The 25,277-nt window shown below is 62.9% G+C and carries 24 protein-coding genes; 2 read left to right on the forward strand and 22 right to left on the reverse strand.

All coding sequences use genetic code 11. From position 1 onward, the window contains the following. Positions 1-65: 65 nt before the first annotated feature. The 15 genes from L6639_RS03970 to L6639_RS04040 all read right to left on the reverse strand — a co-directional run bounded on the left by L6639_RS03970 (position 66) and on the right by L6639_RS04040 (position 14,386). The gene (locus L6639_RS03970; RefSeq protein WP_237859051.1) at positions 66-1,058 is read right to left on the reverse strand and encodes an ABC transporter permease; all 993 of its coding nucleotides are present in this window, start codon (positions 1,056-1,058) and stop codon (positions 66-68) included. Beyond that, on the reverse strand, positions 1,055-2,635 hold the full coding sequence (locus tag L6639_RS03975; protein ID WP_237859052.1) for a sugar ABC transporter ATP-binding protein: 1,581 nt from the start codon (positions 2,633-2,635) through the stop codon (positions 1,055-1,057). Before L6639_RS03975 ends, L6639_RS03970 begins: the two co-directional genes overlap by 4 nt. Positions 2,636-3,105: 470 nt before the next feature. Continuing rightward, complete coding sequence (gene dhaK / locus L6639_RS03980) at positions 3,106-4,095, reverse strand: dihydroxyacetone kinase subunit DhaK (protein WP_237859053.1); 990 nt, start codon at positions 4,093-4,095, stop codon at positions 3,106-3,108. A 36-nt stretch (positions 4,096-4,131) separates the two neighbouring features. Next, positions 4,132-4,563, reverse strand: coding sequence for a hypothetical protein (locus L6639_RS03985; RefSeq protein WP_237859054.1), 432 nt, complete (start codon positions 4,561-4,563; stop codon positions 4,132-4,134). Next, positions 4,560-6,158 (reverse strand): phosphoenolpyruvate--protein phosphotransferase, encoded by a 1,599-nt coding sequence (gene ptsP, locus L6639_RS03990; protein ID WP_237859055.1) that lies wholly within the window; start codon positions 6,156-6,158, stop codon positions 4,560-4,562. The genes L6639_RS03985 and ptsP overlap by 4 nt, the downstream gene beginning before the upstream one ends. 3 nt (positions 6,159-6,161) lie before the next feature. Then, positions 6,162-6,476 carry an HPr family phosphocarrier protein gene (locus L6639_RS03995; protein WP_237859056.1) on the reverse strand — a complete coding sequence of 105 codons (315 nt, stop codon included), beginning with the start codon at positions 6,474-6,476 and terminating at the stop codon, positions 6,162-6,164. Continuing rightward, positions 6,469-6,855 carry a dihydroxyacetone kinase phosphoryl donor subunit DhaM gene (dhaM, locus tag L6639_RS04000; protein WP_237859058.1) on the reverse strand — a complete coding sequence of 129 codons (387 nt, stop codon included), beginning with the start codon at positions 6,853-6,855 and terminating at the stop codon, positions 6,469-6,471. The genes L6639_RS03995 and dhaM overlap by 8 nt, the downstream gene beginning before the upstream one ends. Next, entirely contained in the window at positions 6,852-7,466 is a 615-nt protein-coding gene (dhaL, locus tag L6639_RS04005) for a dihydroxyacetone kinase subunit DhaL (protein ID WP_237859061.1), read from the reverse strand. Before dhaL ends, dhaM begins: the two co-directional genes overlap by 4 nt. After that, entirely contained in the window at positions 7,463-8,470 is a 1,008-nt protein-coding gene (locus L6639_RS04010) for an ABC transporter ATP-binding protein (RefSeq protein ID WP_237859062.1), read from the reverse strand. Before L6639_RS04010 ends, dhaL begins: the two co-directional genes overlap by 4 nt. Continuing rightward, positions 8,463-9,560: an ABC transporter ATP-binding protein gene (locus L6639_RS04015; protein ID WP_237859063.1), complete on the reverse strand. Its 1,098-nt coding sequence runs from the start codon at positions 9,558-9,560 to the stop codon at positions 8,463-8,465. Before L6639_RS04015 ends, L6639_RS04010 begins: the two co-directional genes overlap by 8 nt. 6 nt (positions 9,561-9,566) lie before the next feature. Next, positions 9,567-9,779: a hypothetical protein gene (locus L6639_RS04020; protein WP_237859064.1), complete on the reverse strand. Its 213-nt coding sequence runs from the start codon at positions 9,777-9,779 to the stop codon at positions 9,567-9,569. Continuing rightward, positions 9,776-10,729, reverse strand: a complete 954-nt coding sequence (locus L6639_RS04025) for a carbohydrate ABC transporter permease (RefSeq protein ID WP_237859065.1) — start codon at positions 10,727-10,729, stop codon at positions 9,776-9,778. The genes L6639_RS04020 and L6639_RS04025 overlap by 4 nt, the downstream gene beginning before the upstream one ends. Then, a complete protein-coding gene (locus L6639_RS04030; RefSeq protein ID WP_237859066.1) occupies positions 10,726-11,685 on the reverse strand; it encodes a carbohydrate ABC transporter permease in 960 nt (319 codons plus the stop codon). Before L6639_RS04030 ends, L6639_RS04025 begins: the two co-directional genes overlap by 4 nt. A gap of 102 nt (positions 11,686-11,787) precedes the next feature. After that, positions 11,788-13,131 carry an ABC transporter substrate-binding protein gene (locus L6639_RS04035; RefSeq protein WP_237859067.1) on the reverse strand — a complete coding sequence of 448 codons (1,344 nt, stop codon included), beginning with the start codon at positions 13,129-13,131 and terminating at the stop codon, positions 11,788-11,790. 265 nt (positions 13,132-13,396) lie between these two features. Then, on the reverse strand, positions 13,397-14,386 hold the full coding sequence (locus L6639_RS04040; RefSeq protein WP_237859068.1) for a Bug family tripartite tricarboxylate transporter substrate binding protein: 990 nt from the start codon (positions 14,384-14,386) through the stop codon (positions 13,397-13,399). A 376-nt stretch (positions 14,387-14,762) separates the two neighbouring features. Between L6639_RS04040 and L6639_RS04045 the strand changes: the two genes are divergently transcribed. Next, entirely contained in the window at positions 14,763-17,600 is a 2,838-nt protein-coding gene (locus tag L6639_RS04045; protein WP_237859070.1) for an ATP-binding protein, read from the forward strand. Positions 17,601-17,683: 83 nt separating this feature from the next. Here the strand turns inward: L6639_RS04045 and L6639_RS04050 are convergent, their stop codons facing one another. From L6639_RS04050 to L6639_RS04060, 3 genes are all read right to left on the reverse strand, one after another. Continuing rightward, complete coding sequence (locus L6639_RS04050; protein ID WP_237859071.1) at positions 17,684-18,622, reverse strand: aldo/keto reductase; 939 nt, start codon at positions 18,620-18,622, stop codon at positions 17,684-17,686. A 93-nt stretch (positions 18,623-18,715) separates the two neighbouring features. Further along, a complete protein-coding gene (locus tag L6639_RS04055) occupies positions 18,716-20,146 on the reverse strand; it encodes an MDR family MFS transporter (RefSeq protein WP_237859072.1) in 1,431 nt (476 codons plus the stop codon). A gap of 62 nt (positions 20,147-20,208) precedes the next feature. Then, on the reverse strand, positions 20,209-21,354 hold the full coding sequence (locus L6639_RS04060) for an HlyD family secretion protein (RefSeq protein WP_237859073.1): 1,146 nt from the start codon (positions 21,352-21,354) through the stop codon (positions 20,209-20,211). A gap of 140 nt (positions 21,355-21,494) precedes the next feature. Between L6639_RS04060 and L6639_RS04065 the strand changes: the two genes are divergently transcribed. After that, on the forward strand, positions 21,495-22,154 hold the full coding sequence (locus L6639_RS04065; protein WP_237859074.1) for a TetR/AcrR family transcriptional regulator: 660 nt from the start codon (positions 21,495-21,497) through the stop codon (positions 22,152-22,154). Between the two features lie 158 nt (positions 22,155-22,312). Here the strand turns inward: L6639_RS04065 and L6639_RS04070 are convergent, their stop codons facing one another. From L6639_RS04070 to L6639_RS04085, 4 genes are all read right to left on the reverse strand, one after another. Further along, complete coding sequence (locus L6639_RS04070; protein WP_237859075.1) at positions 22,313-22,606, reverse strand: DUF1330 domain-containing protein; 294 nt, start codon at positions 22,604-22,606, stop codon at positions 22,313-22,315. Between the two features lie 2 nt (positions 22,607-22,608). Next, complete coding sequence (msrA, locus tag L6639_RS04075; RefSeq protein WP_237859076.1) at positions 22,609-23,124, reverse strand: peptide-methionine (S)-S-oxide reductase MsrA; 516 nt, start codon at positions 23,122-23,124, stop codon at positions 22,609-22,611. Positions 23,125-23,212: 88 nt separating this feature from the next. Continuing rightward, positions 23,213-23,635, reverse strand: a complete 423-nt coding sequence (locus tag L6639_RS04080) for an OsmC family protein (RefSeq protein ID WP_237859077.1) — start codon at positions 23,633-23,635, stop codon at positions 23,213-23,215. A 162-nt stretch (positions 23,636-23,797) separates the two neighbouring features. Further along, positions 23,798-25,111, reverse strand: a complete 1,314-nt coding sequence (locus L6639_RS04085) for an epoxide hydrolase family protein (protein WP_237859079.1) — start codon at positions 25,109-25,111, stop codon at positions 23,798-23,800. Positions 25,112-25,277 lie beyond the last annotated feature (166 nt).

Below are 25,277 nucleotides of genomic sequence, written 5' to 3' on the forward strand. Positions count from 1 at the left end.
AGCGACCTTGCCCCTACCCACGCGGCGCAATGAACCAGTGGCTCATGCGCCGCGCCTGACTCTGGCTAGCGTTTCGTGAAGGCAACCGCGGCCACGATGATCGCGCCCTTGATCACGAGCTGCATCGGCGAGCTCACGCCGAGCAGAACGAGGCCGTTATTGAGGGTGCCGATGATCAAGCTGCCGAACAGCGTTCCCAGGATGTAGCCGCGCCCGCCGAACAGGCTGCAACCGCCGAGGATCACGGCAGCGATGACGTCGAGCTCCATGCCCTGCACGACATCGGGTCGCGCGGCATGTGAGCGCGCGGACAGCACCAGCGCGGCGAGGCCCGCGAGCGTGCCGGTGAGGACGAAGGCCGCCGTCGTGATCCGCTTGGTGTTGATGCCGGAATAGAGCGCCGCAGTCGGGTTGCCGCCGACCGCATAGATGCGACGGCCAAACACGTTGTAGTGCAGCAGCAGGATGCCGACGATCATCGCCGCCAATGTCCAGGCAATCGGAACCGGGATGCCGAGGAACGTGCCTTCGCCGAAGATCGCGAAATAGGTTTCGTTGGTGATGATGACGGGCTTGGTGTTGGTCACCATCATCGCCAGTCCCCGCGCCATGCTCAGTGAGCCCAGCGTCACCAGGAAGGATGGAATCGACAGTTGCGTGGTCAGGATGCCATTGATCAGCCCGACCAGCGCGCCGGTGCCAAGCCCGGCGACGGCGCCGACGATCCAGTTGTTGTTGATCTGGCTCATCGCCAGAGCCGCCGCCATGCCTGACAGCGCCAGCGTCGATGCGACCGACAGATCGATCTGACGCGCGATGATGATGAAGGTCATGCCGACTGCGATGATCGACACCAGCGTGGTCTGCCGTCCGATGTTCAGGAAGTTGTCGACCGAGAGGAACCAGGGCGAGGACAGGCTGAACACGACCAGCAGGATCACGAAGGCGATGTACAGCATGTACGGCCTCTCGCCCCGCAGCAGATTCTGGACAATTCTACGGCGCCGGTCGGACCGGGTCGACGAAGCGACGACGTTGGGAGCGGTCAGTTCGGTCATGCGGACAACTCTTGCGATGTGCTCAGCCCGGAGGCCTGGTAGATTTGGAGGAGATGGTGCAGCTCTTCGGCGTCATCGATCTCGCCGCGCACCAGCGTTCGAGCGACGCGCCCATTGACGATCACGGAGATGCGGTCGCAGAGCTCGATCAATTCGACGAGGTCGGACGAGACGACCAGAACGCCGCTGCCGTCGCGGGCGGCATTCCGGATCACGGCGTAGATCTCCTCACGTGCGCCGACGTCGACGCCAACGGTCGGTTCGTCCAGCAGCAGCACGCGCGGCCGCGGATCATTCCATTTTCCGAACACGACCTTCTGCTGGTTACCGCCCGAGAGCGTCCTGACCAGGCTGGAGGCGCCTTGCGCTTTCACCGAAAGCCTTGCGACCGCACTTTCCGCACGCCTGGCTGCGGCGCGTTGCTGCATCCAGCCCCAGCGCGAGAAATGCGGAATCCGCGGCAAGGTGACGTTTCGTTCGATCGAATGATCGAGGACCAGGCCCTGCACGTGCCGGTCCTCCGGCACCAGCGCGACGCCCTGCTCGATCGCATCGGCCGGCCCGGCCGGCAGCCAGCGGCGGCCTTCGATTTCGATTGCGCCGCTCTCGAGCGGTCGCAGGCCGAACACCGTCTCCAAAATCTCCGTGCGTCCGCTCCCGATCAGCCCGGCAAGACCGTGGATCTCGCCCTTCCGCACGGACAAATCGACCGCGCGAAGCCGGTCGTTGGATACGTTCGACAGCGACAAAACCGGCGACGGATCCAACTCACGCTTCACGGCAGGCTCAGTGCGCGAGCCTGTCAATACCGATCGATCTGACCCGACGATGGCGTTCACCAGCCGCTTCATGTCGGTCTCGGCGGTGATGAACGTGCCGGCGTTGGCGCCATCGCGCAGCACAGTGACGCGCTGCGAGATCTCGAAGACCTCGTTCAGCCGATGGGTCACATAGATCACGCCGACGCCGCGGCGCGTCGCCTTCCCGATCGCGTCGAACAGGATCCGGACCTCATCCGATGTCAGCGACGACGTCGGCTCGTCGAGGATCAGCAGCCGGACCTCGCCCATCAGCGCCTTTGCGATCTCCGTCATCTGGCGGTAGGCGAACGGCAGCGAGCCGACAGTCGCGCGCGTATCCAGGGGAATGCCCAGCTCTTTCAGGAACGCCTCGGCCCTGACCATCAGCGCGCGCTTCCGGACAAAGCCGAAAGCTGTGCGCGGCTCGCGACCGAGCAGCAAATTGTCCGCAACACTCAAGGATTCGACGAGGCTGAGGTCCTGGTAGACAACGGCGATCCCCGCCTCGCGCGACTTCGCCGGGCTGTCGAATTCCACGGGCTTGCCAGCGATCTCGATCGTGCCGCTGTCGAGGCTATGAACTCCACTGAGGATCTTGATCAGCGTGGATTTTCCGGCGCCGTTCTCGCCGAGCAGCGCATGCACCTCGCCGGCGCGAACCTGGAGGTCGACGTCGCGGAGCGCCCGCACGCCGCCAAAACGCTTGTTGATGGCACTGACCATCACAAGCGAGGTCGACGGCAGGGATTCTGCTGCAACCGAACCGGACAATTCCAAACTTTCCTCCCGTCGCCCCCGCGAGATGCTGGTACGATGGTGACATATTGTTATTTTTGCAACTTATCTTGTTATAATTCTATCATCTCGGGCGACCTGTCAATGGGAGATCCCGCCTTCCCGAGCCGGTTCGAACGGCCGCTGGCGCCGTCCCAGGTCGTCCGACTGCGGCGGCGGCAAGGGCGGCCGGTGCTTTCAGGGAATTTGCCTAGAGTGGAGGACGGGGCACGATTGCTCCGACGCCACGTTCCTCGTCCAGCGACAGAAATTGCTTCCGCAACCAGACGCCCGCGGGTCGCGCACATCGTGCGAGGCTGGCCAAAGCCAGCTCATACCGACTGCGATGAGCTTCTATTGAAGCTCCCGTGCGCGCATCGTGCACACGCAATCTTGCAAGACCAACCCTCGCCCCAATCCGTCATCGAGCGACGTGAGCCATGTCGTTGGTGATCGAGCCTGGTTTCCGCCAATCACATGCGCCAGCGAAGCGCGGCGGTATGCACCGGCGCGTCCCACAATTCCTTCGATTGACCATCGAGCACGGAGACAGTGATCGACGTACCGGCCATGTCGAGGGAGGTCACATAGGAGCCGATAAGAAAACGCGTGGCCGTAACTCCCGCCCCGTCCAGGATGCGCTTGGCGCTATTGGCCATCAGATAGAGCTCGATCAGCGGCGTCGCACCGAACCCGTTGATCAGAAGCAGGACTTCGCTGCCTTTGCTCGGTTCGAGATCATCCAGGATCGCGCCAAGTATGTCGGCTGCAATCGCATCGGCAGAGGCCAGCGGCACCCTGCGTCGCCCCGGCTCGCCGTGAATGCCGACGCCCATCTCCATTTCGTTGTCGGCCAGCGTGAAGTTCGGCCGGCCCACCGCCGGCACGGTGCACGGCAACAGCGCGACGCCCATCGAGCGGGTGCGCCTGTTCACATCGTCACCGAGCGTCTTGAGCGCGGCGAGCGGCATGCCCTTTTCGGCCGCAGCGCCAACCATCTTTTCCACAATCAGCGTGCCCGCGACGCCGCGACGACCAGTCGTGTAGGTCGATTTCTCGACCGCGACGTCGTCATTGGTGACCACGCTTGCAACCTCGCGCCCGGCCATCTCGGCGGCCATGGTGAAATTCATCACATCGCCCTCGTAATTCTTGACGATGAAGAGCACGCCTGCCCCGGTATCGACGGCCTCCGCCGCCTCGATCATCTGATCCGGCGTCGGCGAGGTGAAGACCTGCCCCGGACAGGCAGCATCGAGCATGCCGTGGCCGACAAAACCCGCATGGAGCGGTTCGTGCCCGGAGCCACCGCCCGAGATCAGCGCAACCTTGCCAGGCTTCAGATTGCGGCGGCGCACGAACTTCCTGTCAGCACCGAGCAGCAGGATATCGGCATGGGCTGCCGCCAATCCGTCGAGACTCTCTTCGAGCACCGTGTCGGCGCTGTTGATCAGCTTTTTCATGGCGTCCTCCCGGTTATCTTTTGCGTTACGAATTCGTCAGCCGATGCTTTCGGCGTAGCGGGCGAGCTGGGCAGCGAAGTCGACGATGAGCTGCTCGAGCGCACGATTTTTCTTGTCGTCACCGAGATCGGGCACCGTCACCGTCACGACGCGCGTGCGCGCCTCGCGATGGGCGCCGCGCAGCCGCCCCGGATGCGCGCGCCCATAGGCTTCGAGGAACGCCGCACGCTCAGAGCCGGAGAGATGGCAGACCTCGAAAATGATCGCGACATGCTTTGCAGGGATCGGCACCAGATAGGCCGGATTGGTGATCTGGCTGACGAAGGAGCGGTTCTTGCCGAGCGCGGCCGCGAGCTTCAACCGCGTCCCCGAGGGCCGGTTGTCGAGCGCCCGCCGCAGGATGAGCTTGTAATCCGCGACGTTGCTGTCGCCCGGCCGGCTCGCGTCTTCGCCTGCATCGTCACTCATGCGGTCACCCCGGCGATGGCAGCCTTGAGCCGGGCTACAGCGATCGGCGAGACCGAGAGGATCGTCAGGCCCGTCGCCAGCAGCGCATTCGTCAAGCGCGTATCGGCGGCGGCATCGCCGCAGAGCGAGACCTCGACGCCACGCTTAAGCCCGGCCTCGACCGTCCGCGCGATCAGCGCCAGCACCGCGGGATGGCCGGCGTCGTTGAGATCCGCGACAGCGCCGATGTCGCGCGCCGCGGCCATTGTGTATTGAGTGAGGTCGTTGGACCCGATGGAATAAAACGCCGCGTCGAAATCGTCGGCGCAGAGTGCGGCCGAGGGGACCTCGACCATGATGCCGAGCGGCGGCCGGGCGCAGGCAATGCCCTCTGCGCTGAGAGCCGCAAACTCTGCGTCCAGCATGGCGTTGGCGCGGTCGAGCTCGGAGGGGACAGCGACCATCGGCAGCATCACCTTCAGTGTCCCATGCACGGCCGCGCGGCAGAGCGCGCGCAACTGCACGCGAAACACCTCCGGTCGCGCCAGAGAGAGCCGGATTCCGCGCAGGCCCAGGAATGGATTGCGCTCGCCATCGACCGTCACGCCGGGAATCGGCTTATCGCCGCCAGCGTCGAGCGTGCGAATCGTCACGGGCCGCTCTTCGGCCCATTCGAGAATGCGCCGATAGACCTGATATTGCGCATCCTCGCCCGGAAGCCCTCTCGATCCCTCGAACAGAAACTCCGTCCGTACGAGGCCAATGCCGTCGCAGATGGCGGGATCGAGACTCGCCAGCTCTTCCGGCGCGGCGACATTGAGCATGACGGCGATGCGCTTTCCATCGGCGGTCAGCGCGGGTTTGAGGCGACCAGTATCGACAGCAATCTGCGCGGCAGTCGCGGCTGCCATCCGGTGCTCGAACAGGCGGCGCGTTTCAGGCTGGGGATCGAAGATCACGGTGCCGGCGTCACCGTCGACCAGCGCCAGTGACGGCGGCTGTCCGTTCCATGGCAACGGCCCCAACCCGACCACCATCGGAGCGCCCCGCGATCGCGCGAGCATCGCAACATGCGATGACGGCGATCCGCTGGCGAGCGCAATTGCGCCGCCGCGGGTCCAGTCGACAGCGAGGAACGTCGATGGCGAAATATCATCACCCGTGACGATGGAATCGCCGGAAATCTCAGAGATCGTGTTTGCACCGTTCAGGCCCGCGAGGACGCGATCGCGAATGTCGACGAGATCGGCAGCACGCGCCCGAAAATATTCCTCGTCCGCCGCGCGATAGCCTGAAATCTCGGCTTCGAGTGCCGCGCGCCAGGCCTCATCGGCAGCCGTTCCGCCCGCGACGGCCTCGTAAGCCCCTTCTGCAAGCGCATCGTCGCCGAGCATCGCAACCTGGAACTCCAGGATCTCCGCGGCCTCGCCGTGAACCGTCGCGATCAGGTCGGCGAGCTCCGCTGCTGCTCCTTCAATCGCTGCCTTCAGCGCCGCGGCCTCCTGTGCCGGATCGCCCTTCTCAGCCCTGCCCGCCACTTCTGTCGTCAGCACCGCGACCGGGCCGATGGCGAGGCCGGGCGAAGCGGGATGGCCGGTGAGATGGATCTCGCCCACGACTTACGCCTCGCCGAAACCGTCATGCACCAGCGCCAGCATGGCCGCGAGCGCGGCCTCGGCATCAGGACCGTTGACGCGGAAATGGAGCGTTGCGCCCTGCGGCGCCTTCACACGCATGACCTTCACAGGGCTCTTGGCGTCCGTCCAGGGTCCCTCCGCCGCAAGCGCAATTTCGATCTTCGCGGTAAAGCCCTTTGCCAGTTGCGTAAGCTTCACCGATGGCCGCGCGTGCAGGCCGACCGGGTTGACGAGAACCGCGGAGGCGGTCAGCGGCGCGAACGACTGAGCCGCCCGGTTGGCGTTGGCATCATGCATAGAATTCCTCCGCGCTGCGCTTGACGGCGGCAAGCGATGAGCCGCCCGAAGATTCGGTCGCAGCAATCACCGCCCCCTCGACCACCGGGGCATTGCAAACCAGCACGCGCGCGCGACGATCTTCGGGGAGCATCTCCACCGCCATCTCCGAATTGGTCTCGGCGCCGCCGAGATCGACGAGGATCGCAACACCCGCCGACGACCAGGCGGTCTCGATCGCCTCGAGGATTCCGGCAACGTTCGTACCTAACCCGCCATCGACATCGCCGCCGGTCCAGGCCAGCGGCACTGCTTCACCGACCATCTGGCGCACCATATCGGCCGCGCCTTCCGCGATCTTCGGCGAATGCGACACGATGACAATTCCGACGTTGCTCATGGATTGACCTCGAATTCCAATATCTCAACTGCCGCGCCGATCAGAAGGGATGCCGAGCGCGAGCCCGGGTCCATATGACCGATGGAGCGTTCACCAAGGAACGATGCGCGGCCGCGAATCGCCAGCATCGGCGTGGTGCGATCGGCCGCCTGCACAGCTTCAGCCGCAATGGCCTTGGCATCACCGCCGCCTGCCAGAATGGCGTGAACCGGCACCAGGACATCCAGCAGCGTCTTCTGCCCCGCCTCGGAACGACCGCGCGCCTTGACGGCCTCGATCGCCTTGTCCGTCGCCGCGACCAGATCAGACCGGCTCGGCTGTTCCGGAAGAGACTTACCCAGCTCCATGAAGAAAGTTCCGACCAACGGCCCTGACGCACCGCCGACTTTCATGACCAACGTCATTCCAATCGCCTTCAGCATGTCGGGCAGCGACTTGTCGGCAAGGCCCGGCAATGCCGCGAGCACCGCCTCGAAACCGCGCTTCATGTTCAGCCCGTGATCCCCATCGCCAATCGCCTGGTCGAGGCTCGTCAATTCGTCCGCGTGCTCGATCACTGAACATGCCAGCGCTCGCACCAGTCTTTCCCTGGCTACCCGATCAAGGCTCATGCCGCCACCCTCCAGCCATTCGCATCGAAAAACAGCGGCTTGTTCAGACGGAGCGACACGACATCGCCGGCGCCAAAGCCCGCCTCGGGATCCGCCAGGGTCACAACCGGTCGGCCGGCAAGGTCGAGATGGAGATGGCTCTGGTCGCCGAGATGCTCGACCCGCCTGACGGTTGCCGAGACATCGCCGCCGCCGCGCGCAATCGTCAGATGCTCGGTCCGAGCGCCGACCGTCTCGGCACCGGCAGGCGCGCGACCGAACAGGGCCGCTGGCAGCAGATTGATCGTCGGCTGGCCCAGCCTTGCGGCGACATGCGCGTTGATCGGGTTCTCGTAGATCTCGCGCGGCGAGCCGATCTGCAACAGCCGTCCGCCCTCGATCACGCCGATGCGCGAGGCCATGGTCATCGCCTCGGTCTGATCGTGGGTGACATAGAGGATCGTCGCGCCGAGATCGACCTGGATCCGCTTCAGCTCGAGGCGGAGTTCGCCGCGCAGCTTGGCATCCAGCGAGGACAGCGGCTCGTCCATCAGATAGATCGAAGGCGAACGCACCAGCGCCCGACCGATCGCGACGCGCTGCATCTGCCCGCCCGATAGCTGCGTCGCCTTGTTGTCGAGCTTGGTCTCGATATGAAGCAGACGCGCGACCTCCTGCACTTTCGTGCGGATATCGGCTTCGCCTACGCGGCGGGTTGGCGCCCGCAACGCAAAGGCCATGTTCTCAAACACGGTGAGATGCGGATACAGCGAATATTGCTGGAAGACGAAGGCAACGTCGCGGTCCGCGGGAGCATCGCCGGTGACGTCGCGCCCGTCGATGCGGATCGAGCCGCTATCCGGCTGCTCCAACCCGGCAATCAAACGCAGCGCGGTGGTCTTGCCGGCACCGGTCGGCCCGAGCAGTGCGACGAATTCGCCGTCACCTATCGTCAGCGACAAGTCGCTCAGCGCCTGCGTCTTGCCGAAGGCCTTGGAGACGGAGATGATCTCAACCTCAGCCATGCACAACTCCTTCGTGCAGCGCGGTGCGAATGGCCCGACCCGACGCCTTGTCGAAGATCGACAGCGTATCGGGCCGGAAGTCGAGCCCGACAGTCTCGCCCGTCCGAAACGATCTGCTGCTGGGTGAGCGGGCCTTGAGCGCGCCGTAGCTCGTCGCCACCGTCACGATCTGCGTCGTGCCCAGATATTCCGTGCCATAGACCTCGCCGCGCACCATGCCGCGATCCGTGAAACGTATGTGCTCGGGCCGCACCCCAAGCACGAGCTCGCTCTCCGCCATCGCCTCGCGCGCAGCCGGAATCGCAACGTCCCGTTCGCCGAGTCGGATCGCCTCCGCACCGGTCTGCAAGCCGCCACGGAACGGCAGGAAGTTCATCGGCGGCGAGCCGATGAAGTCCGCAACGAACAGCGAAGCCGGCCGGTCATAGATGTCGCGCGGGCTTGCGACCTGTTCGACCACACCATTGTTCATCACCGCAATCCTGTCGGCCATCGCCATGGCCTCAAGCTGGTCATGGGTGACGTAGACGGTCGTGGCGCCGAGCCGGTCATGCAGAGAACGCAGCTCATGAATCATGGCCTCGCGCATCTCGGTATCGAGCGCGCCGAGCGGCTCGTCCATCAGAAAACATTTTGGCTTGCGCACGATCGCCCGCCCCAGCGCCACGCGCTGCCGGTCGCCGCCCGCAAGGCCCGAGACGGAACGGTCGAGCAGATGCGAGATCCGCAGGATGCGCGCGGCCTCGACCACCCGCCGGTTGCGCTCGGCCGCACCCATGCCCTCGCATTTCAGGGGAAAGCCGATGTTGCGCCGGACGTTCATGTGCGGATAGAGCGCGAAGAGCTGGAACACGAAGGCGATGTCGCGGGCCGACGCGCGATTCATCGTCACGTCTTCGCCGTCGAGCCGGATAGTCCCTGCCGTCGGCAGCTCCAGTCCCGCGATCATGCGGAGCGTCGTGGTCTTGCCGCAGCCGGAAGGCCCGAGCAGGCAGAGAAACTGGCCATTCTCCACAGTGAAGCTGGCGGACATGACTGCATGAAACGCACCGAAAGATTTGTCGAGCGCCTCGACCTTGATCTGTGCCATCGCGCCCTACTCCCGCACCTTGGACACGATGGTGAACATCACCGTGCCGAACAGGGTTGTCGCAAACGACCAGGAATACAGTGTCAGCGAGAACGGCTGCATCAGCATCACGACGCCGGCGGCGATGATTGTCGTCGCGATGGCTTCGAGCGGGCCGCGACGCAGAACACGGTCGGCGAGACCACGACGTGCAATGGCTGGGGTGACATCGAGGCTCATTTGCGGACAGCTCCAAAGGTGATGCCGCGCAACAGATGCTTGCGCAGAAGCACCGTGAACACCACGATCGGCACCAGGAACAGCGTCGTGCCGGCGGCCACTGCGGGCCAGTCCTGTCCGCCCTCGCCGATGATGATCGGAATGAACGGCGGGGCCGTCTGCGCATTGCCCGAGGTGAGAAGCACCGCGAAAGCGTATTCGTTCCAGGCGAAGATCAGGCAGAAGATCGCCGTTGCCGCGATTCCCGTGGTGGCCTGCGGCAGCACCACCTTCACGAAGGCCTGGAAGCGGGTATAGCCGTCGATCATCGCGGCTTCCTCGTATTCGCGCGGAATTTCGTCGATGAAGCCCTTGAGCAGCCAGACCGCGAGCGAGACGTTGACCGAGGTATAGAGCAGGATCATTCCGAGTCTCGTGTCCGACAATCCGATGGTGCGATACATCAGATAGATCGGGATCGCGACCGCGATCGGCGGCATCATCCGGGTCGACAAAATGAAGAACAGCAGATCATCCTTCAGAGGCACGCGGAACCGCGAGAAGCCGTAAGCCGACAAGGTGCCGAGCGCGACAGCGAGCACGGTCGAGCCGAACGCGATGATCAGCGAGTTGATGAAGCGCGGCACATAATTCGAAGGACCTGCGACCACCATGTTGCGGTCGCGCGCGATGCTGTCGCACATCCCCTGCGGCGGTCCCAACGAGCGGATGAACTCTGGCGTCTGGCGCGAGCGTGTCGTAAACAGATTGCAGAAGCCTTCGAGCGACGGCCTGAACAGCACCTTGGGCGGATAGGAGATCGCATCGTCAGGCGACTTGAACGCGGTGAGCATGATCCAGACCAGCGGGATCATGGTGATGACAGCGTAGAGCACGACCAGCGAGCCGGCAAAACGCCGCGTCGTGGCCGACGGCTCGACGACAGAATGGGCTGTGGTGGCTGATGTCATCGGCTTTTCACCCTGTTCAGCGCCTTGACATAGATGTTGGCGAGGCCGAAGACCGTCACGAACAGGATGATCGCGAAGGCCGAGGAGTAGCCGGTGCGCCAGCTCTCGAACGCTGCTCGCTTGAGTGTGATCGAGGCAACTTCCGTGGTCGACCCCGGCCCGCCGCCGGTAAGCAGGTTGACCATGTCGAACATCTTGAAATTCTCGATGCCGCGGAACAGCACCGCCAACATGATGAACGGCAGCGCCATCGGCAGCGTGATCGACCAGAACTGCCGCCATTTCGACGCGCGATCGACTTCGGCGGCTTCATAGATGTAATCTGGGATCGACCGCAGGCCGGCGAGACAAATCAGCATCACATAAGGCGTCCACATCCAGGCATCGACGATGACGATGGCCCAGGGGCTCAGCGTGACGTCGCCGAGCATCTGGAAGGACGAGGCCGCGCGTCCCGTGAAAAAGGCGACCACATAATTGAACAAGCCGATCTGGGGTTGGTAGAGGAACGTCCAGAAATTGCCGACGACCGCGGGCGACAGCATCATCGGTAGCAGGATGATCGTGGTCCACATGCCGTGGCCGCGGAATTTCTTGTCGATGAGGTAGGCAAGGCCAAATCCGAGAACGGTCTCGATCACAACAGTCCAGATCACGAAATGCGCCGTGACCTGCATTGCCGCCCAGATGTCCGGATCGGTCAGGATCGACTGGTACCAGTCGGCACCCAGCCAGATGGTCGGTACATTGGCCCGGTTGGCGCGATAATTCGTGAACGACAGATAGATCGTCCAGAGCAGCGGAAAGATATTGATCGCCAGCAGCAACACGATCGTCGGCGTGATGAAGAGCCAGGCGAGTGTCTTGTCCGACAGGCCGCGGACACGACGCGCCACACTGGGCCGGACCATGACGGCCCGATAGGTGATCCGCGAAGAGGCACTCAATTCATTCATTGCAGCGACCGATCCTGGCACCCGGGCCGTCGCGTGGCGACAGATCCCGGTCATCTCGAAGGAAAGCCCGGAGCGCGAGCGCACGCGCTCCGGGTATCAACCTCAGAACTTCTTGCCTTCTTCCTTGAAGATCGCCTTCCAGTCCTTGACCAGACCGTCGAGCGCTTCCTGTGCGGTGCCCTTGTCGGCCACCACATAATCATGCACGCGCTTCTGTTCCGCCTGCAGCAGCTGGGCGTAGGACGGCTCGGCCCAGAAGTCGACCACCATGCCCATCGACTGCAGGAACTCCTTGGCAAAGGGCGCGCTACCAGGGAAGCTCGGATCGTTCAACACGGACTTGGCGCAGGAATAGCCGCCGAGCGCCCACCACTTCTTCTGGACGTCGCCGCCGGAGAACCACTTGATGTATTGCAGCGCCTCGGCCTGGTTCTTCGAGTAGGAGACCACCGAGATGCCCTGTCCGCCGAGTTGCGTCGCCTGCGCGGCGGGACCGGCCGGATTGACGAAGAAGCCGATCTTGTCGCCGCCGACATTCGGGTCCTTGTAGAGGCCCGGGAAGAACGCGAAGAAGTTCATCTGCAGCGCGACCTGACCGGACTTGAAGGCGTCAAGCCCTTCCGACATGTAGGAGTTGGAGGCGCCGGGCGGCGTGCAGCACTTGTAGAGCTCCTTGTAGGCTTCGAGTCCCTTCACCGCATTGGCCGAGTTCACGAATCCGTCCATCGCATAAGGCTTCTTCGGATCGTCGTATTTGAAGCCGTAATCGTAGAGGTAATTCGAGACGCCCATGGTGATGCCTTCCGAGCCACGCTCGGTATAGATCGAGGCACCATAGACCTTCTTGCCGTCGATCTCGCGGCCCTGGAAGAATTGCGCGATGTCCTTCAGCTCGGCAAGCGTCTTCGGCACGCCGATCTCGCGACCGTACTTGGCCTTGAAGTCCTTCTGCACGTCAGGCCGCGCGAACCAGTCCTTGCGATAGGTCCAGCCCACCGCATCGCCCATCGCGGGCAACGCCCAATAGTTCGGCGTGTTCTTCGGCCACTCGGAATAACCGACCACCGTCGCCGGCATGTAGTCGTCCATGCTGATTCCTTCCTTCTTGAAGAAATCGTTGAGCTTGACGTACTGGCCGTTCTCCGCGGCGCCTCCGATCCATTGTGAATCGCCGATGATGAGGTCGCACAGCGAGCCATGCGAATTGAGTTCGTTCAGGAAGCGATCGGCGTAATTGGTCCACGGCACGAATTCGAACTTCATACCGATACCCGATTTGGCGGTGAAGTCCTTCGACAATTCGACCAATGCGTTGGCGGGGTCCCATGCGGCCCAGCACAGCGTAATGGTCTTTCCTTGCGCGTGCGCGGGCGTGGTGCCCGCGCCGACACTGAGCGCGGCGGCGACTGCCGCGCATGCCACTACAAGCGTCTTCGTTCGTTTCATTACACGTTCCCTCCGAGTGGGCCGGCCATCGACATGGCGCGGCTTTCCTACCCGCTCGAATGCTTCGAGCAGAGCGACACAGTCCACGACGAGCTGAGTAACTAAACTGGTGTTTCCTCGCGCCACCCGGATTCTATAGGCCCGGCAGGCTCGATTTGTTTAGTAATGCACGGTTTACTAAACATTGCAAGCGCAGTTCGTGGGCCACCGGCATCGGGCCCGCAGAGATTGTACGACGCCTCCAACACACGAAACGCCGGCGCACTTACAGCGCTTGAAGTCCGATTGATTTGATCACCGGCGCAAGACTTGCCGAAGTGGCATCGACAGTCTGCTGGAATTTCTCCGGACCCGAATCGCTGTCGGGCTCCATCCCCTGCGCGCGATAATTCGCCAGCAGTGCCGGATCGGCCATCGCCACCCGTGTTGCCTGCGCGATGCGATCGATGATCGCGTCGTCAGTCTTTTTCGGAGCGAAAAGACCGAACCATCCCTCGTAGCTGAGATCAGGCATGCCGGACTCGATCGCGGTCGGAATCTCCGGCGCGCCGCTCAACCGTCTGTCGGTCGTGACCGCAAGCAACCTCACCTTGCCGGCCCGGCCCAGTTGCTGCAATTGAACCGACATGACGGCAATGACGAGAGATATCTGACCGCTCACGAGGTCGTTGGTGGCCTGTGCGATGCCGCGATAGGGAACGTGGACGATATCCAGGGCTCCGGCCTGCTGCTTGAACAGTTCCCCCACGAGGTGATTGCCGGTGCCGATGCCCGGAGTTCCATAGGACAGCGTACCCGGTTTGCTCCTGGCATAGGCGATCAGGCCTTGCAGGTCTGTGGCAGGCAGCGATGGATGGACGGCGAAAACCAGCGCACTGCTGATCAGGCGATAGATCGCCCGGAAATCCCCGACGGAATACGAGGGATTTGGCGTCGTCAGGGGGATGATGACCTGCGTGCTGCCGTTTCCCAGCAGCAGCGAATAGCCATCGGGCTTCTCGCGCGCCACCGCTGACGTCCCGATCGCGCCGCCCGCACCGCCGACATTGTCCACAAACGTCGGGCCAAGTTGAGATGACATCTTCTCGACCCAGGGGCGCCCGATCTGATCGCCCGAGCCGCCGGCCGCATAGGGAATCACAAGCCGAATGGGGCGCGATGGATAATCAGCGGCTTTCCCGCCGCGCGAAAGTCCGGCGAGCGCAACGGCAAACGTGGCCGCATTGACGAAATCTCGTCTCGAGGGCGAAGACATGTCCTGTTCCGAACGTCGTAAGATTTGATCAGAGAAGGGACCGGCTCCCAAGCCTCCATACGCAGCAGCAACCGGCCATCGTCAACGGCACAGTCGATCAGCGAGGCATTCGCGGTTCGTGCGCAAAATGAGAGTGTCCATCCGTTTTTCGACTACGATCCCTGCGCAAGACGGACAGCTCAGCGAATGACCAACCTCATCCACTAGCCTAAACCGTTCATCTGACAGCAATATTTCAAAATGCCCCAGATCCAGTCAATGCAACAGCGCGCGCACCTCAAGCCGCTCCCGCTGCTTTCGTCCAGTTTACTGTACGCTTCGTTCTGATAGGAAAAAGTCAAACAATTTTGACTCCCCGCAGCGGGGGCGATGGCGCGTGTCAGACAACAACCAGGACTCGGCCATTTCTTTTGGGCCATTTCGTCTATTTCCAAGGTCGCGACTCCTGGAAAAGGACGGCGCGCATCTTCATGTCGGCGGCCGCGCGCTCGACATCTTGATCTTCCTGGCCGAGCGGCCCGGCGAAGTCGTCGACAAGCGCGAGCTCGTCAAGCGTGTCTGGGCAGACGTGAATGTCGACGATGGCAGCCTCCGCTTCCACATCGCAGCCTTGCGCAAGGCACTCGGCGACACCGGCAAGTCGGCCCGCTATGTCGTCAACGTCCCCGGGCGCGGCTATTGCTTCGTCGCATCTCTCACCCAGGTTGCTCCCGCCCCTCCTGCTCGCCCGACTGATATCCCTCTACCGCGTTTCCTTCCCGCCCCGCTCGCGCACGTGATCGGGCGAGACGACGTCATCGAGAAGATTTCGACCGGGCTCGCGATGCATCGTTTCGTGACAGTGGTCGGCCCCGGTGGCATCGGCAAGACCGCAGTGGCCGTGACCGTCGGCCATCGCCGGCTTGCCCATTTCGACGGGCATGTGTTCTTCGTCGACTTCGGACCGGTGCGGAAGCCTGAACTCGCAGCAATCACCATCGCATCGACGCTCGGGCTATCCATCAATGCGGAGGATCCGGTCCCGGCGCTGCTGACGCACCTGCAGACGAAACCGACGCTGCTGATCTTCGACAGCTGCGAGCACGTGCTGGAGACGCTCGCGCCGCTGGTCGAGCGCCTGGTTCGCGAAGCACCGCGACTGCATGTGCTGGCAACCAGCCGGGAATCCTTTCGCAGCGAAGGCGAACGGATCTTTCGGCTGTTCCCGCTGGATTGTCCGCCCCGGCGCGACGACCTCGCCGTGGCCGACGTCCTTGCCTATCCGGCGGCCCAGCTCTTCGTCGAACGTATCGCGCAGAGCTCCGGACCATTTCAGCTGAGCGCAGAAGAAGCACCGCTGGTGGCTGACATCTGCCGCCGCCTCGACGGCATCGCGCTTGCGATCGAGCTCGCAGCAGGGCGCGTCAACGCCTATGGCATCGCCGGCACGGCATCCCTGCTCGACAGCCGCTTTTCGCTGCAATGGCGCGGGCGGCGCACGGCCATCCCGCGACATCAGACGCTCGGCGCCGCGCTCGACTGGAGCTACGACCTGCTTCCCGCATCCGAGAGCGCCATTTTGCGGAGACTTTCCGTGTTCGCCGGGCCGTTCACGCCGGAGGCGGCTGCTGCCGTCGCCTCGGGCGACGGGCTCAGCGCCGCCGCGACCATGGAGGCGATCGACAATCTCGTCACAAAGTCGCTGATCGCACCATCAGGTGCGCGAACATTGCGCTATCGCCTGCTGGACACCACGCGCACTTATGCGCTCGGCAAGCTGAGCGAAGCCAATGAAGCGAAGCGGATCGCACAGCGGCATGCCGAATATTTTCACGGCCTGTTCGAACGCGCTGAAGCCGAAACCTCCTCCCCATTGTCGGACTGGCTTGGCGCCTACGGCGCCGAATTGGACAATTTGCGCGCTGCGCTGGACTGGGCCTTTTCGCCTGAAGGCGATGCACGGCTTGGTATCGCCCTGACGGCGGTGGCCGTGACGCTCTGGATTCGGCTTTCGTTGTTCGCAGAGTGTCGCGAGCGCGCCAGGACCGCGCTTGCCGCGCTGGCAGACCATGACGAGGAGCGCGTACGCATGCAGCTCCTGGCAGCGCTCGGCTGGTCGCTGATGTATGGCGAAGGCCGGGCACGCGAGGCCCGCCCGATCCTCGAGTCCACGCTCGAATTGGCCGAGAAGCTCGACGACAAGGATTTCCGGTTACGGGCTCTCTGGGGCTTGTGCATCGATCAGTTCAACAACGGGGCGTTTGGCAAGGCGCGCGCGCTCGCCGATCGTTTCACCGAAGCCGCCGCGAATTCGTCCGACAAGACTGATCTCATGCTGGCGGACCGGTTGATGGCCGTCGCACTGCATTATCTCGGAGACCAGAGCGAGGCACGGGTCCGTATCGACCGGGTCAATGCCTCGCTGCATGTATTGGCCGAGAAGCCCAAGATCTTCCCGCTCGATCTGCGGATATCGACGCAATACTTTCGCGCCCGCATCCTGTGGCTGCAGGGTCATGCCGATCAGGCTTTGGCGTTGGCCGAACAGAATATCCACGAAGGTCGGGCCAACGGCCATGCGCTGACCTTCTGCAGCGTGCTGGGACAGGCCGCCTGCCCGATTGCCTTCCTGGCTGGCGACTACGACGCCGCCGAGCGCTACGGGACCGAATTGCTGGAGCATGCTGATCGCCACGCCATCCGGCTCTGGGGGCTATGGGCCCGCGCGTTCAACGCGCTGGTCGCTGCAAAGCGCACAGACGTCGAGACCGGCTTGCCGCTGTTGCGAGACGAGCTCAATCGCGCCGGCGATGCCCGCTTCCTGCCGCGCTTCCTTCCCCTGCTTGGCGAACTAGCCGCCTGCTTCGGACAAGCCAATCAGGTTCATCATGGCTTCGACACGATCGAGAACGTGTTGGCGCGCTGCAACGACAGGCAGGAGCGTTGGTATCTGCCGGAGCTACTCCGCATCAAGGGTGAGCTGTTGCTGAGGGAGTCACCGCAATCGGAAGCCGCCGACGCCTGCTTTCACGAAGCCATGGATCTAGCAACACAGCAAGGCGCGCATTTCTGGCAGCTGCGCTGCGCGATCAGCATTGCGCAGCTCAGGATCGGACAAGGCCAGCGCGCTGAGGCACGCGCGGTTCTGGAGAAGGCATGCAATGCGATGACCGAAGGATCCGGGATCGCCGATATGCGGTTCGCGCGCGACCTGATTGCGGACCTGCAAACATGATCCGAACGCATCTCGCTCCGGAGATTCCGATCCAAAAAGTCAAAGCTGATCGTGGTCATGGAACGCGGCTCAGGTCATTCCGTTCATTCGGCCCTCGGAATAAAGCCGGGTACGCCGGTCTCAACTACCGAGTTGAACCTGATGTTCGTCTTGATGTGCTCTTTTATCTCCCGCATGGCGTCCTCAGGTAGAGCCGAGATATCGAAGTTTTCCCGGATGCGCCGAGGATTCGTCGAGGTGGTCAGGAAGGCAGAGCCGCGTTGTACGGCCCACGCGAGCGCAATCTGAGCCGGCGTCTTATGCAGGCGCTCCGCGATAGCTGTGATCACAGGATCGGCCAGGACGTTCGGCTTCATGGCGTGTCCAAGTGCCGCAAACGCTTGCAGCACAATTCCATGCTCGCGGCAGAAGTCGAGCAACTCCCATTCCGGCAAATACGGATGGGATTCGACCTGCACCATGGCGGGCCTGATCCGCGCGACTGCGACGATCTCGCGCAGCTTCTCCAAAGTGATGTCCGAAAGGCCGATCGACCTGCAGTGGCCCTCGTCAACGAGCCGCTCCATTGCCTCCCATGTCTCCGCCAACGTGACTCCAGAGTCATAGATGACCCGCCCGCGCTCGTCCCTCGGGTCCTGCTCGTCGCCAGGTTGAAAGGCAAAGGGCGTGTGAATGATGTAGCAGTCGATGTCGTCGAGTTTCAGTCGCCTGCGGCTCGCGTCAAAGGCGGGCTTCACCCGCTCCGGCCGATGGTTGGTGTTCCATAGCTTGGTCGTAACGAAGAGGTCCCGACGCCGAAGCTTCTCCGTTGCGAACACCTCCTGCATCGCGTCGCCGACCGCTTCTTCGTTACGGTAGCGCTCGGCGCAATCGAGATGTCGAAAGCCCGCCTCCAAAGCAGCCTTCGTGGCCTGCCTCGTCACGACCGGATCCGGGATCAGCGTGCCAAATCCCACGGCGGGGATGGAGCCGGACGCGTGTGTGGGAATCCTCGTGTCACGAAGCGAATCGGACGTCGTCATGCTGATACTCCTTTGCTTGTCCCCGACTCCCGCACCTGCGCGGGACGAAATGATTGAAGTTGAAGATGAGATGCGACTTTCTGTCTCGGGCCCTTAACCGGAGGGCCGGGGCTTGCGGAGAAAGAAGACCAGCGGGATCACGGCGAGCATGGCGAACATCAGGATCTCGAACTGATCGATGACTGCAACGGTGGCCGCCTGGCGCGTGACAATGCCATTGAGAGCGGCGAGGCTCGGCTTCGCGATCGAACCTGCCGTATTCGCCGCCACACGGAACGGTGTGAGGTGCTTGGCGAGGGCTATGTGCACGGCCTGCGTGTTGGCATAGAAGAACAGCTGGACCACGGCAATGCCGATGGTGCTGCCATAGAGCCGCGACAGGTTGATCAGAGCGCTACCTTCAGGGCGAAACTTCGGATCAAGGGTTCCGAACGCCGCTCTCGCGAGCGCCGCCAGCGACATGCCGAGACCTGCACCCTGAAGGAAACCGGCTTCGACAATCGGCCGCCAATCCATCCCCGGCGAATAGCCGAGCATCAACCAATTGGCATAGACCACGAGCACCATTCCACCCATGAGGAACGGCCGATAGTCTAACTGGCTCGGAGCAAGGCTCGTCAGTACCAGGGCTCCCACCAACGCCACGCCGCGGGGAACATTCATGTAGCCGGTGGTGTCGACTGGGTAATTGAGCAATTCCTCCAGCATCGGAGACGTCAATGCCAATGTCGGCAACAGGACGAAACCGAGCACGAAGGAAATCACCGTCGCGAGGAGAAGATTGCGGTCCCTGAACAGCACCGTGCGCAGAAAATGCTCCTTTCTCGTCAAAACGTGCACGGTGAAGAGATAGAAGCCGAGAACCGCGGCGATCGCTTCGACCCAGATTTCCTTCGAGGCGAACCATTCCAGGCGCTCGCCTCGATCAAGCAGCATCTGTAGCCCGATCATGCCAACGGAAAAGGTCGTCAGCCCGAAGAAGTCGAACGCCTGGCCTCGGTCTTGACGCTTCTCTCCCAGCAACTGAGCCATCGTCACGAAGATGATGGCCGTCATCGGCACACTGACGTTGAAGATCGACGGCCAACCGTAATATTCGCTGAGCCAGCCGCCAATCGCGGGACCCGTACTGATGCCGAGCAGCGAGCAGGCCGTCGCGGCCAGACCCATGCGCGCACGCTGCTCTGCCGGCGTCACCTCGAGCAGAATTGCCAATGAGAGCGGCACCAGCGGCCCGCTCGCCGCTCCCTGGAGAATCCGGGCCAGCACGAACTGGATCGACGTCGTCGCCAGCGTATCGAAGACGAGACCTAGGCCGAATGTGATCAGCGCCGCCTGATATATCGCCTTCCGCCCATACCGTCCCGCCAGCCATTGTGTGATCGACATGGTCACGGCACTTGCAGCGATATACGAGGAGAACACCCAGCCGACCTCGTCATTGGCCATCGAGAGCGTCGCCTGGATGTGCGGTAGCGCCGCGTTCGGCAGGGAAATGTTCACCGCCTGCAAATAGGTTGCCATAAGGGCCGCCGCGGAGATTGCATAACGACCGCCGGCCCCCGATGTCGATGGGATGGGCCTACTCATTTGACCTCCGTCGCGCTCGCGGGTTGGAGCAGTTGTATCCAGCTTCGGCGACGGCCCGTGTCGACGCGCGCCGTCACGCTGATGCCGGAGAACAATGGTCGGCTCGGATCGGTATCGTCGAGTTCCAGACGCACTGGCAGTCTTTGGACCACCTTGACCCAGTTGCCGGTCGCGTTTTCCGGCGGCAGAACCGAGAAGTCCGACCCGGTGCCGGGGCTCATGCTGACGATATGCGCCTCGAATTTGCGGTCCGGATAGGCGTCGACATCAATCATCGCCGCCTGGCCCGGACGCATGTGGGTCAGGCCTGTCTCACGGAAATTGGCTTCGATCCACACGTCCCGGCTCGACATCAGCGAGAACGTGGGCGCCCCCGCGGAAACGAACCCACCAACCTGCAGGTCGTCGACCTTCGTAACGACACCGTCGTCGGGCGCCCTCACGGTCGCGTAGGAAAGATCGAGCCGTGCACGGTCGAGCTGCGCCTTGGCCGCACGAACCGTCGGGTGGCGGTCGATGTCGGTATCAGGATCGCCATTGAGCGCGACGACCGTGTTTGCAATCTGCTGTTCGATCGACGCCGTGCGTTGACGCGCGACCTTGAGATCGGTTTCAGCCCGCTCGTAGACCGCGCGCGGCGTGAAGTCGGAAGCGACCAGCATTTTCTTGCGATCGAACTCGTGCTCGTCGAAGGCAGCAGCGTCCCTCGCCGATTGCAGTTCAGCCTGCTGCTGGCGGTAGGTCGCCTTGAGCGATTCGATCTGGAGCCGCGCGCTGGCGAGCCGGGCCTCGGCCTGGTCGACGGCAATCTGATAAGGCTCCGGATCTATCCGAAACAGGACCTGGCCCCGCCGAACGCGCTCGTTGTCGTGCACGGCGATCTCGACCGCCTGACCGGACACGCGTGCATTGATGGTCACTTTCGCGGCGCGCACGAATGCGTCATCCGTCGAGATAAAGCGTTCCTGCACCAGATACATGTAGGCGCCGAACATGGCAGCCGCGGCCGGCAGCACAACCATCAGGGGCAGGCGCAGCCGCTCGGCAAGATCCATTCCGAACAAAGGCTCAGTTGCTCCGCTCCCGCGGGAGCGCCTGCGATCACCCAGCCAGCCGGTGATTGGCGCAAAGTTCAGACTCATAGACGTTGTCCTTATCTCATTTAATAACGTTCGTTACAAATATTGTACCTCCATATGGTGATCAAGATGGCCCGCCATTGATTTTTATAACGATCCATACAAATATACGTGTAGACCGTCGCAACCAGGATCATGCTGACATGGCACGGAAGAAGAACGACACGAGCCCGTCGCGCCGCGGACGCCCCCCCGCCTACGACGCAGAAACGGCCCTCAAACGGGCCACGGAAGCGTTCTGGAGGACCGGCTATTCCGGCACATCTCTCGACAAGGTCGCCGCCGTGACCGGCATGAGCCCGCCGAGCCTCTATGCGGTGTTCGGTAACAAGCACGCGCTCTATCTTGAAGCGCTCGCGCACTATTGGGAGACGAGCCTGGCCGCCACGCGCGAGGCCCTCGCAGGGGACCATCCCTTGGACGAAGCCTTGATGCTGGCCTATGAGGCAGCGCTCTCGATCTATTTTTCCGGCAGGGGAACCACGCGCGGCTGCTTCGTGGTCGGAACCGCCGTAACCGAAGTCGCGGAAGATGCGGAGATCCGCAACAGCGTCTCGGCCGGACTGCGCGCAATCGATGCCGATTTCGAAGCTCGCTTCCGCCGCGCGCGGGACGAGGGCGAGCTGAAACCGGACGTCGACCCTGCCGCACTCGCAATCCTTGCTGCTGCCACGATGCAGACGATTGCCATTCGCGCGCGTGCTGGCACCCGCCGCGCCGAACTGCGAGAACTCGCCCGGAAGGCCGTCGACGCGATCTGCGGATGCCGGCCGGAGGCGCGCCAAGACGCGACGCCCGCCTGAGATCAAGCCCTTTACCGGCCGAGCCGGTTGGCAACCAACGCTGCTGGCAATGCGGCGAGGATGGCTTGCGCATTTCCGCCCGCCTTCTCGTTAGAGTTTAGCGACCGTTCTCAAATCAAGCACCAGCGCGATTCGGTTCGAGTTCGCACCGCCGCCCCTCACTCCAGTCCTTCGATGATCCGGACATCCCGCTCGCAGGCATTGCCGAGCGTCTTCAGCGCCTCCTGATAGGCAGGGCTGTCGTGTGCCGCCACCGCGAGTTCGAGGCTGTCAAACTCGGTCACCGTGGTGCGCTGGGCGATGCCCTGCTCATAGACCTCCGCAGCAACGCCGCGGGCGAGGAAGCGACCACCGTGGGCAATAATCGCGGGCCCCGCGAGCTTCGCGTAGGCCGCCAGCGCCTCTGGATCGGAAATCGAACGATAGAGGGTGATCCAGTAGCCCTTGGCCATCGCTAGCCTCCGGCGACGGCCGCGCGCCGCGGCAGTTTCCAGTTCGGCCGAATGAAGTGACACGTGTAGCCCTCAGGGTAACGCTCGAGATAGTCCTGATGCTCGGGCTCGGCTTCCCAGAATTCGCCGGCTGGAGCAACTTCGGTCACTACCTTGCCGGGCCACAGGCCAGACGCTTCGACATCTGCGATGGTATCTTCCGCCGCACGCTTCTGCTCATCTGACGTGTAGAAAATCGCTGAGCGGTAGCTGGTCCCCAAATCATTGCCCTGGCGATTGAGCGTCGTCGGATCGTGAATCTGGAAGAAGAACTCCAGCATGGTCCGGAAGGTGGTCTTCGCAGGATCGAAGATGATCTCGATCGCTTCGGCATGGCCATCGTGGTTACGATAGGTGGCGTTCTTCACCCGTCCGCCGGTGTAGCCTACGCGCGTGGAGATCACGCCCGACTGCTTGCGGATGAGATCCTGCATGCCCCAGAAGCAACCTCCCGCCAAAACCGCGCGCTCTGTCGTCATTTGTCAGCTCCCGTCATGCTAGGGACGTCCTTCCGGTTTCAGCCTCTTGGCGAAGGACCGGATGGCCAATCTATTCGAAGCGGTCCGACTAGACCAGCTTGGCGTCGAGGCTGATTTCGGCATTGAGAACCTTGGAAACCGGACAGTTCTTCTCGGCCTCGCCGGCAATGTGGGCGAAGCCGGCATCGTCGAGATTAGGCACCTTGGCGCGCAGCGTGAGAGCGGACTTGCTGATCTTGAATCCCTTGCCTTCCGGTTCGAGCGAGACTGCGGCCTCGGTCGACAGCTCCGTCGGCGTGAACCCGGCGAGCTGGAGGCCGAACGCCAGGGCCATGGTGAAGCAGCCGGCATGTGCGGCCGCGATCAATTCCTCGGGATTGGTGCCCTTCTCAGTCTCGAAACGGGTCTTGAACGAATAAGGGGTCGCGGCGAGCACGCCGGATTCGCTCGACAGATGACCAGTGCCATCGCGGCCCGTGCCCTGCCAAACTGCCTTTGCCTTGCGGATCATCTCACTTCTCCTTGTTGGGGGCGGATCGACCAGCGGCGCTCCGCACCGGTGGAAGGGCGGCGCCGCTGGCATTGCGTGGGACACTTCAGGATTTGCACCGCCGAAGTGTCTTTTGAAGGGCGGGACACGCCTTGCCGGCCTGCCTCAACTTGCCGGCCTGCCTCAAATCGACTGGCGCAACGAGCGGAACGCGGTGCGCACCTCCGCGCAGAACAGCACGGGCTGTTCCCATGCCGCGAAGTGGCCGCCCTTGTCGAGCCGGTTGTAATGGATCAGCTTGGGATAGGCTTTTTCGGCCCAGCTGCGCGGCGCGGCATAGATCTCGTCGGGGAAAACGCTGACAGCGACCGGAATCTTCACGTGCTTGGGCGCGAAGAACGCCAGCTTGTTCTCCCAGTACAGACGCGCCGAAGACACCGCCGTGTTGGTCAGCCAGTAGAGCGTGATGTTATCGATGACATCATCGCGCGACAATCCTTCGGACTTGCCGTCGAAGGCTCGTGTAATCATCGCTGTGCTGCGGGCGTCGTGGTCGAGCATCCAGGACGCCAGACCTGCCGGCGAATCCACGAGGCCATAGAGCGTCTGCGGCCGGTTCGACATTTCGATCGCATAGCCGAGGCCATGTTTGTAGAAATCGTCGAGCTGATCGTAGGCAAGGTTCTCGTCGGCCATGAGGCCCGACGGCTTTGCCCCACCGGGCTGGAGTGCCTCGGCGATCTCGTCCGGAACGGTCGCGGGCATATTGGTGTGGATGCCGAGCAACTGCGGAGGCGCCAGCAGCGCCATTTGCTCCGTGATCGCGTTACCCCAATCGCCGCCCTGGGCGACGTACCTGCTGTAGCCGAGCCGCTCCATGAGCACGACCCAGGCCCTTGCAACACGCTGCGGATCCCAGCCAAGGGCCGCGGGCTTGCCGGAGAAGCCGTATCCCGGGAGCGACGGGATCACGAGGTGAAACGCATCTGCGGCTGCTGCGCCATGCGCGGTCGGATCGGTCAGCGGACCGACGATCTTCATCTGCTCGATGACCGAGCCGGGCCAGCCATGCGTGACGATCATCGGGAGCGCGCTGTCATGCTTCGAACGCACGTGGATGAAGTGAATGTCGACGCCGTCAATCTCGGTGACGAATTGCGGGAGCGCATTCAGGCGGGCCTCCATCTTGCGCCAGTCGTAGTCTGTCTGCCAGTGGCGAACGAGCTGCTGGACGGTCGACAGCTGCACGCCCTGCGACTGATCGGCGACAATCTCGCGATCCGGCCACCGCGTCGCGGCGAGACGGCGGCGCAGGTCGAGTAGATCCTCCTCAGGCACGCTGACGTGGAACGGGCGGATTGCATCGCTCGCGGCGGCCTTGACCGAACCCGCCGGAAACAGGCTCGCCGTGCCTGCAGCAACAGCCATCATCGCGGCCTGACCCAGCAATTGGCGGCGGTCCGGGTTGATGATGTCGACTCGTGTCTGCGTTGTCATTACGCATCTCCCTGGTTCTGGTCCGTGACGTTGACCGAAACTCGAAATCGAGATCGGCTCGTCCTTGATCTAGATTGGCTCAGAGACAGTCCATTGGCTCGTTATGGATTGTTAGGGCGCGTTAGCCTTTGCGAGTTGTCGCGACGCAAGCTCGAAAGGTGAAGCA

The sequence above is a fragment of the Bradyrhizobium zhengyangense genome (assembly GCF_022012555.1).
GTDB lineage: Bacteria > Pseudomonadota > Alphaproteobacteria > Rhizobiales > Xanthobacteraceae > Bradyrhizobium > Bradyrhizobium zhengyangense.